Below are 13,622 nucleotides of genomic sequence, written 5' to 3'. Positions count from 1 at the left end.
TCTGACATGTTAACTAACCTCCGTTATCCTTGCGTTTTTTAAGACACAAGCTATGATAGATGTTGATGTTTATAGAGTATTACGTCCACACCATCTAAGAAAGTCGCAAAGTCGCTAACTTTGATTTTCAGTGAGTATGAAATTTGATAAATGAGATATAAAAACGAACAAGACAGAATTCTGAGGGTCAGAAAACTAGTTTTGTTCGTTTTTTTATATTTAGGGTTGGCTGTTTGTACCAGCCTTTTTAAGGCAATCATCAGGCATCAGGATGGATTGGCCTATGAAATGATAGCATAATTCTTTGTGACAGGGCTAGTCTAGCAGAGGAGCCGTTGCTCTCTCTTTTGGATAGCTCTAGCGTAAGTAGCGTTGAAGGAATTCTTTGGTTCGTTCTTCTTTGGGATTTGTAAAGATCTGTTCAGGATTTCCTTCTTCTGCGATAATGCCCTTATCCATGAAGATAACGCGGCTAGAGACGTCACGTGCAAATTCCATTTCATGGGTTACAACAATCATAGTGAGTCCTTCTTGGGCTAGTTCTTTCATGATTTTCAACACCTCGCCGACCATTTCAGGGTCAAGGGCTGAGGTGGGTTCGTCAAAGAGAATGGCGTCTGGATTCATGGAGAGGGCACGTGCGATAGCGACCCGTTGCTTTTGTCCGCCAGATAGTTGTTTGGGTTTGGCCTGCCAGTATTGCTCACCCATACCCACCTTGTTGAGATTTTCTTTGGCAATTGTTTCAGCTTCTCCACGCTCTCTCTTTAGCACGGTTGTTTGTGCAACAATGGTATTTTCCAAGACATTGAGATTTTCAAAGAGATTGAAGGATTGGAACACCATTCCTAATTTTTCACGGTATCTCGTCAGGTCGTAGTCTTTTTCCAAGACGTTTTCTCCGTGATAGAGGATTTCTCCTGCTGTCGGTGTCTCCAGCAGGTTAATGGAGCGAAGGAAGGTTGATTTCCCGCTTCCAGAACTCCCGATAATGGAGATGACTTCCCCTTGGTGAACGGTTAGGGAAATATCCTTGAGGACCTCGTTTTGGCCATAGGATTTCTTGAGGTGTTTGATTTCTAAAATGGTTTGGCTCATGCTTTCATCTCCCCTATCTGCATTTGATTAGCTCCTGTTGTATAGGTGTCAGTATCTAAACGACGCTCTACATAACGGAGAATTCGTGTAATTGTAAAGGTCAAAATGAAGTAAATGACAGCGATAATGGTAAAGGTTTGGAAGTATTGGTAGGTTTGAGTGGCGATGGTATTTCCTGAGAAATAGAGTTCAACCACGGAAATCACGTTCAATACAGAGGTATCCTTGATGTTGATGACAAATTCATTCCCAGTTGCTGGAAGGATATTGCGGATAACTTGTGGCAAGACAATCTTGCGCATGGTTTGGTTATGTGTCATTCCAAGAGCTGTTGCGGCTTCAAATTGTCCCTTATCAACAGCGAAGATTCCCCCGCGGACAATTTCACTCATGTAAGCACCAGTATTGATGGATACGATGAAGATTGCTGCCAGAGTACGGTCGATAGAAATGCCAAAAGCTTGGGCAGAACCGTAATAGATAACCATAGATTGAACAATCATTGGAGTGCCACGGAAAATTTCAATGTAGACATTGAGGAACCAGGCAAAGAGTTTTTGCAAGAAAGCAAGTGCCTTATTGCTAGAGATGGGAGCTGTCCGATAGACACCGATTAAAAGACCGATGATGAGACCCACGATGGTCCCTGTAATGGAGATGAGCAGGGTAGTGCCTGTTCCACGTAGGAATTGTGGCCAGTTTTCTTGAAGGATTTTTGCAACTTGGGCAAAGAAAGATGGTTTTTCCCCTTCGTTTTCTGTATCGACAGGCTGCTTGGTAATCATCTCATCCATCAATGCCACTTGTTTATCTGAGGTAATGCGAGCAATAGCTGTATTGACCTGCGCGATGCGGTTGTCGTCCTTTCGCATACCAACAGCGATGGAGGCGTCTTCTTCACCAGCTTCGAAGCCTTTTTGGAATTGAATCATTTTAAAGGCAGCGTTGGCAGCTTCAGCTGTCAACGCTTCTGGGCGTTCTGAGATATAGCCATCAATGACACCTGATTCAAGGGCTTGACGCATTTGAGCAAAGTCTCCCATGGCTGTTTCTTGCTTAGCTCCAGAAAGTTGAGAGATGAGAGTGTAGAGGTAAACCCCTTGTTGTGAGGTAATTTTTGCCCCTTTAAAATCATCCAAGGTCTTTGCAGTGGCAAAAGCACCGTCCTTGCGGACCAAAACGACAGGCTCGCTGGTATAGTAGCTGTTTGAAAAGGCGATTTCCTTTTTGCGTTCAGCTGTTGGGCTCATTCCAGCGATAATCATGTCGAGTTTTCCGGAGGTGAGGGCGGGGATTAACCCGTTCCAAGAGGTTTTAACGACTAAAGGCTCTTTCCCCAATTCTTTTGCGATTTGCTTGGCGATTTGGACATCGTAGCCATTAGCGTATTGATTGGTGCCCTCGATTTTTACAGCACCATTGGAGTCATCGTCTTGCGTCCAGTTAAAGGGAGCGTAGGCTGCCTCCATCCCAATGCGCAGATAGTCATCTGCGTGGGCGATATTGGTCAATCCCAGACCGAGCATGAGAAATGCCAATATGGATAAGAATAATTTCTTCATAGTTTTCTCCTATATATAGTGTTGGTTCTATTTTACCGTAAAATAGAACGCTTTTCAATGAAGGAAATCCTTTACAAATAAAAAAAGAGTAAAAAAGCAATCTCAGAAAACGGAGCTTGCAATTTCACTTTTTGATGAAGAAAAATAGGCTATATTTCATGATTGACATTGAGAAAACATTTCCATTGGAGTTGCTGAATGGCGTTGAAGTGTAAACATGAAATGATTTGAAGATGCCCAAAGTCAATCAGGAGAATAGGATTTAATCCTTTTCTTTGTTGGTAGATTTTTTGTGCAATTTGAGATAGAAATGCATCAATACTCCCATAAATCCAGTGTGAAAGATAAAGAGGACACCAGATTTGACAGAGAAGAAACTTTGTAGCAGAGGAACGTGGTCAATAAGATTTAAAATGCCATTGAAGAGCCACATGAGTATTCCAAAGTTCAAGCCAGCTTTTAGTCCGGCAAAGTGCAGTTGTTTTAGTTCTTTCTTGGTCAATTCTTCCTCATCAAAATCAACGAGATGCATTTTGTGAATGCGATAGATGATAAAACTAAGTAGGACAAAGATACAGAGAGTGAGGATGCTAGGGTAGGCAAAAGCGACTGCTTTAGGATACTGATCAGATAGAAGTAGGGCAATCAGATTTCCAAATAGCAGTATCGAAAAGAGAAGAATGAAGCAGATATTGCCGATACGGTCAATTTCTCGGCGTTTATACTCATCAAGTGGACCGACGATGCCATAGAAGCGTTTCATCATTTTGTCAGTAAAGGTTTCTTTTTTCATGTTTCTTCTCCTTCATTGGTTATTTTTTGCTGATGTTCCAGATGGTGTAGCCAAGGCTAACGATATGGATAGCAAGTAGGATTGGGAAAATAAGCAGTGGCAGCTTGAATGTACCAGCTGCGATACAGATAGTCAAAATGGTGAAGAGGGTAAATTCTATCACAATCTGGTGCAGGTTATAGAGGGGAAGTTTTTCTGGATTGTTCTTTAGAATAGCTGTTTTTCCAGTATACAGGGCGATAAAGGGAATGTATAAAGGAAAGAGTACATAGGATTTTCCGTGAAGGTAGCCGTCGACGATGAGACTTCCTAGGATAATCTGAGAAATGAGTAGCACGAGAAGTGTTTTTAGGCTCGGTACAAAAGAGTAGTTGTGAGGATCCATGGATTTTCCTTTCTATTCTTCCCAAAATAGAGCATTTAAGTCTGTTTTGAGGGCATGGGCGAGATTGATACAGAGTTCCAATGTGGGATTGTACTTGTTGTTTTCAATCATGTTTATGGTTTGTCTAGAAACGCCGATAGATTTGGCGAGCTCTAGCTGCGAGAGTTTTAATTCCTTGCGATAGAAGGCAACGCGATTCATCTAAACCTCCAATCTATGTAAAATAGATACGACACAAAATTCTAAAAAAGAAAATGTGTCAATTATAATTGACTTGTTTGCGTTTTCATTCTAACACCTATTTTTAAAAATGTCAATCATATTTGACAAAAAATAGGAATAATTCTTTGATTGATTTTTAAGAGAGAATAAAGGGAGAATGTGGTATAATAGTAAGGATATGATAAATGAATTTCACCATGTAACAGTTCTTCTTCACGAAACCATTGACCAGCTCGCTGTGAAGCCAGATGGCATCTATGTGGATGCGACCTTGGGTGGAGCAGGTCACAGTGAGTATTTATTAAGCCAGTTAAACGAAAAGGGTCATCTCTATGCCTTTGATCAGGACGAGACGGCTATTTTGAATGCCCAAAAACGCTTGGCTCCTTATATTGAAAAGGGCATGGTTACCTTTATTAAGGACAATTTCCGCCATTTACAGGCTCGCTTGAAAGAGCAGGGAGTAGAAGAAATTGACGGGATTTGTTATGATTTGGGGGTGTCAAGCCCTCAGTTGGATGAGCGTGAGCGTGGATTTTCCTATAAAAAAGACGCTCCGCTTGATATGCGGATGGATCGTACAGCAGCTCTCACGGCCTATGAAGTGGTCAATCACTATGACTATCATGATTTGGTGCGGATTTTCTTTAAATATGGGGAAGATAAATTCTCCAAGCAAATCGCACGAAAGATTGAGCAGGTGCGTGCCATCAAGCCGATTGAGACGACAACAGAATTAGCAGAAGTGATTAAATCAGCCAAACCAGCGAAGGAATTAAAGAAAAAGGGTCATCCTGCCAAGCAGATTTTCCAAGCCATTCGGATTGAAGTGAATGATGAATTAGGTGCGGCAGATGAATCGATCCAGCAGGCTATTGAACTGCTTACGGTAGACGGCCGGATTTCCGTGATTACCTTTCATTCCTTGGAAGATCGTTTGACCAAGCAATTGTTTAAAGAGGCTTCGACAGTCGATGTTCCAAAGGGTTTGCCGTTTATTCCAGATGAGTTGAAACCGAAATTGGAATTGGTCAATCGCAAACCAATCTTACCGAGCAAAGAGGAATTGGAAGCCAACAACCGTGCCCATTCAGCCAAGTTACGCGTGGCAAAAAAAGTACAGAAATGAGAGAAATATGCCAGATAGAAGAAGTAGCGGTGTTCTTCAAACCCGTATTCAACAATTTTCTAGGACAGAGAAAGTTTTCTATGGTTCCATTGTCTTGACAGCCTTGATTGTTGCAGTTTCAATTATTTTTATGCAAACGAGACTGTTGCAAGTGCAGCATGAATTGACAGATGTCAACGCCCAAATCAATAGGAAACAAACAGAATTGGATGATGCCAAGCAAGAGGTCAATGAACTCAGTCGGGCAGATCGCCTGTCAAAATTAGCAGAATCACAGGAATTATCGAGAAGCAATACCCAAATTAAAACGGTGGAATAAGTATGAAAAAATGGCAAGAAAGCATTCTAAAGCATTCCTTGAAAAATCGGAAAAGTCCAGCTGAAAATAGGAGACAGGTTGGAAAAAGTCTGAGTCTCGTCACTATTTTCCTTTTTCTCGTCTTTTTGATTAATTTTGCGATTATTATCGGCACCGATCAAAAATTTGGCGTCAAGCTGTCTGAGGGTGCAAAGAAGGTTCATCAGGTCGAGGTGAAAATCCCGGCGAAACGAGGAACTATCTACGACCGTAATGGCTTTCCCATTGCAGAAGACGCAACGTCCTACAATGTGTATGCGGTTATCAATAAAGAATACAAATCAGCTACAGGGGAGATTCTTTATGTGGAGGATTCCCAATTTGATAAAGTAGCGGATGTCTTTCATAAATATTTAGATATGGAGAAAGACTATGTCAAAAGCCAGTTATCTCAAAAAGGTCTTCAGCAAGTCTCTTTTGGCTCTAAGGGCAATGGGATTACCTTTAGCAATATGAATGCCATTAAAGAAGCCTTGGAAAAAGCAAAAGTAAAAGGGGTGGCCTTTACAACCAGTCCCAATCGGAGCTATAAAAATGGGAATTTTGCTTCTTTATTGGTCGGTCTTGCTCAACTACAAGAAAATGAAGACGGAAGTAAGACACTTGTTGGTCAAACAGGGATTGAAGCTTCAATGAATCACATCTTAGCGGGGACAGATGGGGTTGTGACCTATGAAAAAGATAAGAATGGAAATATCATTCCTGGGTCTGATCAGGTGTCTGTAAAAACAGAAAACGGAAAAGACATCTACACAACCTTGTCCTCTGACCTGCAGAACTTTCTAGAAACGCGTATGGACCTTTTTCAAGAAAAGTTAAAGGGACGATTTGCGAGTGCGACCGTAGTCAGTGCCAAAACAGGTGAAATTTTGGCAACGACTCAGCGCCCAACCTTTGACCCAGATACAAAAGAAGGACTAGCAGAATTAAATAATACGGCTTCAAGTAGCGCCCTTTATCAGGCACAATACGAACCGGGTTCCACTATGAAGGTGATGACAGTGGCATCGGCTATTGACAATAAGACGTTTTCTCCTGATAAGTATTACGACAGAACGGAAATTCAAGTGTCAGATGCTGTGATTCGTGATTGGGATGTCAATGATGGCGTCGTTTATGCGCCTTTAAGTCTCACTTTTTCACAAGGTTTTTCTCTCTCAAGTAATGTCGGAATGGTGACTCTGGAGCAGGAAATGGGGAAAGAGAAGTGGTTAGACTATCTTTCGAAATTTAAGTTTGGGTTGCCAACGCGTTTTGGGATGGGCTCAGAATCCTTTGGTCAATTACCAGATGGAAATGTCGTAAGTGTTGCCATGAGTTCCTTTGGTCAAGGGATTTCTGTGACACAAGTTCAAATGCTTCGTGCCTTTTCTGCCATTGCAAATGATGGGGTTATGCTAGAACCGAAATTTATCAGTGCTATTTATGATGGTCAGAATAAGACCGTTCGCAAGAGTGATACTGAAATTGTTGGTCATCCGGTTTCTAAAAAAGCAGCTCAAGAGACACGAAAATATATGATTAATGTAGGGACTGACCCTTATTTTGGAACCCTGTATGATCGCTATGGGATTGGACAAGTTATTCGCGTGGGTGAGTATAATGTGGCTGTAAAATCTGGTACAGCTCAGATTGCGGCTTCGGCTGACGAAGGGGGAGGTTACCTAAAAGGGGGCAATAATGTTATTAACTCGGTTGTGGCTATGGTTCCTGCCGAGGATCCTGACTTTATCATGTATGTGACCTTGCAACAGCCCGAAGAAACCTTTCAAATTAATTTTTGGGAGGAGGTTGTCAATCCTGTATTAGAAGAAGCTGTTGCGATGAAGGATACTTTGGATTTGACCAGAACTCCGCAAGTGTTGGAGACATTTTCAAAGGAAATGAAATACAAAATGCCTCCAACCAAGGAGGGAAAACAAGATGTCTCTCCAGGGGCCTTTTCAGCAGAATTGCGTCGAAATCTTGTGCAGCCGATTGTTCTTGGAATCGGTAAGAAAATTAAAAAATTATCGGTCGAACCGGGTCAAAATCTGAAAGCAAATCAGCAAGTGTTAGTCTTAACCAATGACTTTACAGAGATGCCAGACATGTATGGTTGGACCAAGAAGAATGTAGAAATCTTTGGAGAGTGGCTAGGAATTGAAGTCAGCTTTAAAGGGAAAGGGTCTAAGGTCGTTGATCAGAGTGTCAAGGTCAATGCAACCCTGAAAAAGATTAAAGAATTAACTGTAACGTTAGGAGATTAACTGTAATGTTTGTAGCGATTGTTGCTGGGATCTTCACCTTTGTATTAACCTGCATAGGAATTCCAGCTTTTATCCGTTTTTACCAAAAAGCTCGTATTTCGGGGCAGCAGATGCATGAAGATGTCAAGCAGCACCAAGAAAAGGCAGGAACTCCGACCATGGGAGGTGTTGTTTTCTTGGTGGCGTCGATTGTAGTCAGTTTCCTGTTGGCTTTGGCGACAGGCCAATTAACTAGTTCTGTCTTGATGATTTTATTTATCCTTGCCTTGTATGGAATTGTTGGATTTTTAGATGATTTCTTGAAGGTTTTCCGTAAGATTAACGAGGGCTTAAATCCGAAGCAAAAATTAGCCCTCCAAATTTTAGGAGGCATTGTCTTTTATATCTTTTTTGACAGACATGGGGGCGGTGACTTGCTCAATGTATTTGGGATTTCACTTCATTTAGGGCATTTTTATCTAGCGTTTGTCTTGTTTTGGTTGGTCGGTTTTTCAAATGCGGTGAATCTGACAGATGGAATTGACGGCTTGGCAAGTATTTCAGTGGTGATTAGCTTACTAGCTTATAGCTTTATCGCTGTTATGCAAGATCGATTTGATATTTTGCTCATTACGATTAGCATGATTGGTGGCCTATTAGCCTTCTTTCTATTTAACCACAAGCCTGCGAAAATTTTTATGGGGGATGTTGGGAGTTTGGCATTAGGCGGAATGCTTGCGGCTATTTCTATGGCACTGCACCAAGAATGGACGCTTTTATTGATTGGTTTGATTTATGTCTTTGAAACCAGCTCGGTTATGCTTCAAGTAGCCTATTTCAAATGGACAGGAGGAAAGAGGATTTTCAGAATGACCCCTCTTCATCATCATTTTGAATTAGGAGGCTTTAGTGGGCAGGGTGAGCCCTGGAGTGAGTGGAAAGTTGACGCTCTCTTTTGGGGAGTTGGTTTGCTGATGAGTCTATTGACATTGCTCATTTTGTATTTGTAAGTTTGAAGCTATCAGAAAAGGAGTAGGAAACGTGAATTTCTTGGGAAATACGTTTTCTACTCCTTTTGGTTCTTTGTCAACTGTAGTGGGTAGATGTCAGCTAACATCTAGAGAGGACCAACTTGGTCTTCTCTTTTTTGATGTTTAAGGCAATCAAAATCCGCTTTTTGAAGTTTTCAAAGTTCCTGAAACCAAAGGCATTTCGTTTAATGACTTTGATAAGATTATTGGTAGCTTCCAATTTAGCGTTGGAATAAGGCAATTCCAAAGCGTTTAAAACCTTGTCCTTATCCTTTAGAAAGGTCTTAAATACCGTCTGGAAAATAGGGTTAACAGTGGCTCTTTCTTGCTCAATTAGGTCAAAGAAATGCTCTGAGTTCCTCTCTTGGAAATGGAATAAAAGAAGTTGATAGAGTTCATAATGTTGTCGTAACTCATCTGAGTAGGATAGGAGCTTGTCTAAGATTTCCTTATTGGTCAAATGCATGCGAAATGTAGGGCGATAAAATCGTTTATCACTGAGTTTACGGCTATCTTGTTGTACCAGTTTCCAGTAGCGTTTTAAGACACGGTATTCCTGGGATTTTCTATCGAATTGATTCATGATTTGTATGCGGACACGGTTCATAGCACGGCTGAGATGTTGCACAACGTGGAAACGATCAAGCACGATTTTAGCATGAGGAAAAAGTTGTTTGGCTAGTTGATAGTAAGGGCTAAACATGTCCATAGTGATGAATTTAACGCGGTTTCTGACCTGTCTAGGGTATCTCAGAAAGTGATTTCGGATGGTTGCTTGCGTTCTTCCATCAAGGATAGCGATGATGTTATTTGTGTCAAAATCTTGAGCGATAAAGCTCATTTTCCCTTTCTTGAAGGCATACTCATCCCAGGACATGACTTCTGGAAGCTTATCCCAATCCGTTTCAAATTTAAACTCATTGAGTTTTCGAATAACTGTAGATGTAGAAATGGAGAGTCTGTGTGCGATATGTGTCATTGCTTGCTTTTCGATGAGTAATTGTGCGATTTTCTGGTTGACAGCGACAGAGATTTGATGGTTCTTCTTAACAATAGGAGTTTCAGCGACCGCCATTTTCCCACATTCCTTGCACTTGAAACGACGCTTTCGAAGGCGGATAAGTAGTGGGTAGCCAGCAGTTTCTAAGTAGGGGATTTTAGAGGCTTTCTGGAAGTCATACTTAGCCATTTGTCCCTTGCAGGAAGGGCATTTAGGGGCTGTGTAATCCAAGTGACCGTGGAGTTCTAAGTGAGTTCCCATGTCGCATTCATTAGTGATCGTGATATTTTTGTCTTTCATTTTGAGAAAATTTGTGATAAGATTTAGTTGTTCCATATGAGTCTTTCTAAATGATAGTTTTGTCGCTTTTCATTATAGGTCATATGGGACTTTTTTTCTATACTGAAAAAGGTTCCATAATCTCCACAGTGGATTTACCCACTACAGAAATTATAGAGCCCTCCTTTTTGCTATCTGCTTACTATTGATTAAAATCGTTGTGTGACTAGTCTACTGTCCTTTCTTCCCTTTGGTGATAAAGAGTCTAGAAAGGGAAAGGGAAGCGAGCCCTAACATTTCCATCATACGAGATGTATGAGAACCTGTTTGTGGCAAGGTTGCTTCATGCTTCTCAGAATTCTCATTTTGAGGTATCTCTGTTTTTATTAAAGGAGATGTTTCTTGCCTCATTTCAGCTTGAGATGGAATAGTTGACTGTTGATGATAGTTGACAGCTAAGCGCTGTGATGGATTTTTTAATTTTTTGGTCAGTTTGATGGCTTCTTCTATAGATAATATAGGTTTTTCCTTTGTAATATTCCCCTCACCAACACTGAAATGTTTAGGTTGTTTGTTGTGCTCCAATTCTTCTAGCTGTTTTGTGAGCTTTACAACTTCTTCTATGGATAATGTAGGTTTTTCTTTTGTAATATTCCCCTCACCAAGACTGAAATGTTTAGGTTGTTTGTTGTGCTCCAATTCTTCTAGTTGTTTTGTGAGTTTTACAACTTCTTCTATGGATAATGTAGGTTTTTCCTTTGTAATATTCCCCTCACCAACACTGAAATGTTTAGGTTGTTTGTTGTGCTCCAATTCTTCTAGCTGTTTTGTGAGCTTTACAACTTCTTCTATGGATAATGTAGGTTTTTCTGAAATCAGATTTTCCGGTTTGACTGCCTTGTTTAGGACCAGTGTTGGCTTATCTACAATCGGAAGGTGCTCTGTCGGAATGGCGAATCGTTCAGGCTCAGCTCCGAGAGATGGGCTGTAATTTGCCTTTTTGTCCCTAGCTTCTTGGACAATTGGAATGCTTGCTTTTATGGATGTTGGTCTAAAGGTGACTTTATATTCATCCGGTATGAAAATACTGTTTGTATCATAGGTTGTAAAAACAAGTGCTAGTCGGTGTCCAGGTTTGATGTCATAAACCGTTGGTTGAAGATAAACTGTGTAATCGTGAAATTCACCGATGTTGGGATCAATACTCTTGCTTGCTGTGGCAGGAGCAAAATCAGATTCAGGATTCCTTAGGTTTACCCAACCACTGCTAATGACTTTATAGTTCCGCTTTAATGTCCCATATTGCTTCAATGGCTTGCTTTTTAGGTTGCTTCCTTGCCAAAATCCTTTTGGATCAGTCGTATAGCTATCTTGCCAAGTGTAACGATAACCATAGGTTTCATAATCGACATTGTCTCCAGTAACATCGAATTCCTCTTCGGCAATATCTACTAATAAAACATTGACGGGTAAATTCTTGCCAGTTCCGCTAGCTAGCGCTGCCTTGAACTGTACAGGAGTAGAACCTTTGATGGTGGTTGGTTCTGTCACGTCTGTTATATAGGTAAGATTAGCTGGAGAAGAATGGAATCCCACCGCAGCATCACGGTAACGCCAGTCAATGCCGGCTTTGTTGACATATTCGCTAGTAATGGTGACACGCTCGTCTTGAGTGGCATTTGTAGTTAGGTTCAAATGGTGTTTGCTTTCCCAGCTATCATAAGTTGTCCATTTGTCTGGATTGTAATTATTTTGGGCTGTAACAGCTGGCAAAGATTCGACATCATTTGGAACATCATAGAGGTAGTGAGAAAACCAGCTATTGAGTAAATCAAAGAAAACTCTTTTATTTTTCCCGTTTTCATCTGTAGAAACAAGTGCTGTGGGTTCGATATGATTTCCTTGGTGGAGGTAGAGCTTTGTTAATTGACCTGCTTTTTTAAAGGCTTGGTACATGAGTTCGAAATTCTTGGTCTTTACAATATCGTCATTTAAACCGTGAACAATCAGAGCAGGGATTTTAATATTTTCAGTTTCTAATGTATAGTCTCGCTCTTTAAATACATCGCTGTAATCATAATCATGTTCTTTTTGAGCCTTATCTAATTGAGTAATATAGGCAGCATATGTTTCTTTGATACTGTCCCAGTCCTCGGCATCTAGGATACGGCCAGATACATAGGTAGATAACCAAGAAATATTGCTATAAGGTTCAGCATTATAAGGGGTTCCTTGGCTCATCAAGTACTCGTACCAACTAGCGATTCCAGCTTGTGGGACAATGGTTTTGAGGTTTTCAATTCCAGTTCTTGCCAAGGCGAAATTAGTTGTACCACCCCAAGATAGACCGGTCATGCCGACTTTTCCATTTGCCCAATCGGCAGTAACAGCGATATTGCTTGTCTTGTCTGTGTATGCAACTCTTTTACCATCCAACCATTCTAAAATCGCTTTGAAAGCTGCGACTTCAAATGGCGAACCAACTGTATTAAAACCTTGAGAGTCTTTGGAACCAAGTCCAGCACTTGATACGACTGCAAATCCACGAACAAGGAAATAATTATACCAATTTAAGTCCTCATATTCCCATTTATTATCTTCCAGTGGATTTTGATAATACCACTGAGAGGAGGAGGCGGAACGAGCAGCCTCTTCTGAAGTGATTTCTTTGATAGGTGTGCGTTTATCTGGCTGTTCCTTTAGTTTTGATAAATCAAAATCTCCACCCTGTTGCAAGCCTAAGTCTTCTAAATTTCCTGCTCCGGTAGTTCCGGTAATATAAGGAAGGGCTTCAAAGATAGTAGAGGCTTTAAAATCGCCTTTTACAGCAGCTTTTGGTACTTGGACAAGTGCTTTGACTAAATCTCTTTTTCCATCTCCATCTGTATCAAAATCGGTCTCAACATAGACAACATAACGGACAATTTGACTTTTATCGTAGTCGTAGCCAGTTGATTTAGCACCGGTTGAAAAAGGAAAGATTGGCTGGGCTTTTCCATTAATAAATAGAGGCTGTTTTTTCTCTGCCCGATATGCATCATGGAGTTGAGTTGCTATTTCTGCCATTTTTTGCAGATTTTCTGAACTAACCGGGCTATTCAGATCGGTATCTTCGTGAATGAGCCCTAAACTGCTTGCAAAATGCAGACGGTCCGATTCTTCTTTTCCGATTTGTTTAGGAGAAGTGGCTGCCCAGGAAAGAAGAGTTTCAGCAGCTTCTTGATGCGAAACAGTTTGGGGAGCAGTTGAATGTTCCTCGGTTGATTTTCCTACAATAGAGTTTAAATCTTGCTGTGTAGCAAGAGGAACTGTATTGGCAGTAGAAGAGGATGTAGCTGAAGAGATTAGGCTTGTTTCTGGAGAAGTAGCAGAATCATCGCTTAATGCTACCTCTTCTATTTTTGTTTCAAGGATTTGAGATGCTTCACTTGTTTCCTCGGCAAAACTTACGGTTGTGAGAAGAAAAGGAGCGAGAAGGAGTGATGCGAGAAGATATTTTTTATTCATAGTTCATTTCCTTTGTCGTGAAGGAGTGGG

At 40.9% G+C, this 13,622-nt stretch carries 11 protein-coding genes; 4 read left to right on the top strand and 7 right to left on the bottom strand.

The genetic code is table 11. The annotated features are described in order from the left end of the window. Positions 1 to 357: 357 nt before the first annotated feature. From BFM96_RS00825 to BFM96_RS00805, 5 genes are all read right to left on the bottom strand, one after another. On the bottom strand, positions 358 to 1,098 hold the full coding sequence (locus BFM96_RS00825; RefSeq protein ID WP_068989141.1) for an amino acid ABC transporter ATP-binding protein: 741 nt from the start codon (positions 1,096 to 1,098) through the stop codon (positions 358 to 360). Next, positions 1,095 to 2,660, bottom strand: a complete 1,566-nt coding sequence (locus tag BFM96_RS00820; protein WP_068989140.1) for an ABC transporter substrate-binding protein/permease — start codon at positions 2,658 to 2,660, stop codon at positions 1,095 to 1,097. Before BFM96_RS00820 ends, BFM96_RS00825 begins: the two co-directional genes overlap by 4 nt. A 262-nt stretch (positions 2,661 to 2,922) precedes the next feature. Continuing rightward, a complete protein-coding gene (locus BFM96_RS00815; RefSeq protein WP_068989139.1) occupies positions 2,923 to 3,453 on the bottom strand; it encodes a DUF3278 domain-containing protein in 531 nt (176 codons plus the stop codon). Between the two features lie 19 nt (positions 3,454 to 3,472). Beyond that, positions 3,473 to 3,838, bottom strand: a complete 366-nt coding sequence (locus tag BFM96_RS00810) for a hypothetical protein (RefSeq protein WP_068989138.1) — start codon at positions 3,836 to 3,838, stop codon at positions 3,473 to 3,475. A gap of 12 nt (positions 3,839 to 3,850) precedes the next feature. Next, the gene (locus tag BFM96_RS00805; protein ID WP_068989137.1) at positions 3,851 to 4,039 is read right to left on the bottom strand and encodes a helix-turn-helix transcriptional regulator; all 189 of its coding nucleotides are present in this window, start codon (positions 4,037 to 4,039) and stop codon (positions 3,851 to 3,853) included. Between the two features lie 199 nt (positions 4,040 to 4,238). Here BFM96_RS00805 and rsmH point away from each other — a divergent pair, with 199 nt between their 5' ends. The 4 genes from rsmH to mraY are packed head-to-tail and all read left to right on the top strand — an operon-like array spanning position 4,239 to position 8,785. Further along, positions 4,239 to 5,189 carry a 16S rRNA (cytosine(1402)-N(4))-methyltransferase RsmH gene (rsmH, locus tag BFM96_RS00800; RefSeq protein WP_068989136.1) on the top strand — a complete coding sequence of 317 codons (951 nt, stop codon included), beginning with the start codon at positions 4,239 to 4,241 and terminating at the stop codon, positions 5,187 to 5,189. A 7-nt stretch (positions 5,190 to 5,196) separates the two neighbouring features. Beyond that, the gene (ftsL, locus tag BFM96_RS00795) at positions 5,197 to 5,508 is read left to right on the top strand and encodes a cell division protein FtsL (protein ID WP_068989133.1); all 312 of its coding nucleotides are present in this window, start codon (positions 5,197 to 5,199) and stop codon (positions 5,506 to 5,508) included. Positions 5,509 to 5,510: 2 nt separating this feature from the next. Next, entirely contained in the window at positions 5,511 to 7,796 is a 2,286-nt protein-coding gene (pbp2x, locus tag BFM96_RS00790; RefSeq protein ID WP_068989129.1) for a penicillin-binding protein PBP2X, read from the top strand. Positions 7,797 to 7,801: 5 nt separating this feature from the next. Next, positions 7,802 to 8,785: a phospho-N-acetylmuramoyl-pentapeptide-transferase gene (gene mraY, locus BFM96_RS00785; protein WP_068989126.1), complete on the top strand. Its 984-nt coding sequence runs from the start codon at positions 7,802 to 7,804 to the stop codon at positions 8,783 to 8,785. 100 nt (positions 8,786 to 8,885) lie between these two features. Here the strand turns inward: mraY and BFM96_RS00780 are convergent, their stop codons facing one another. Both BFM96_RS00780 and BFM96_RS00775 read right to left on the bottom strand, forming a co-directional pair. Continuing rightward, positions 8,886 to 10,142: an ISL3 family transposase gene (locus BFM96_RS00780; RefSeq protein WP_068988908.1), complete on the bottom strand. Its 1,257-nt coding sequence runs from the start codon at positions 10,140 to 10,142 to the stop codon at positions 8,886 to 8,888. 174 nt (positions 10,143 to 10,316) lie between these two features. Further along, the gene (locus tag BFM96_RS00775) at positions 10,317 to 13,592 is read right to left on the bottom strand and encodes a CocE/NonD family hydrolase (RefSeq protein ID WP_068989120.1); all 3,276 of its coding nucleotides are present in this window, start codon (positions 13,590 to 13,592) and stop codon (positions 10,317 to 10,319) included. Positions 13,593 to 13,622 lie beyond the last annotated feature (30 nt).

This window comes from Streptococcus himalayensis (assembly GCF_001708305.1).
Taxonomy (GTDB): domain Bacteria; phylum Bacillota; class Bacilli; order Lactobacillales; family Streptococcaceae; genus Streptococcus; species Streptococcus himalayensis.
Note: the sequence above shows the minus strand (reverse complement) of the source record. Positions and strands in the feature narration are given on the sequence as shown.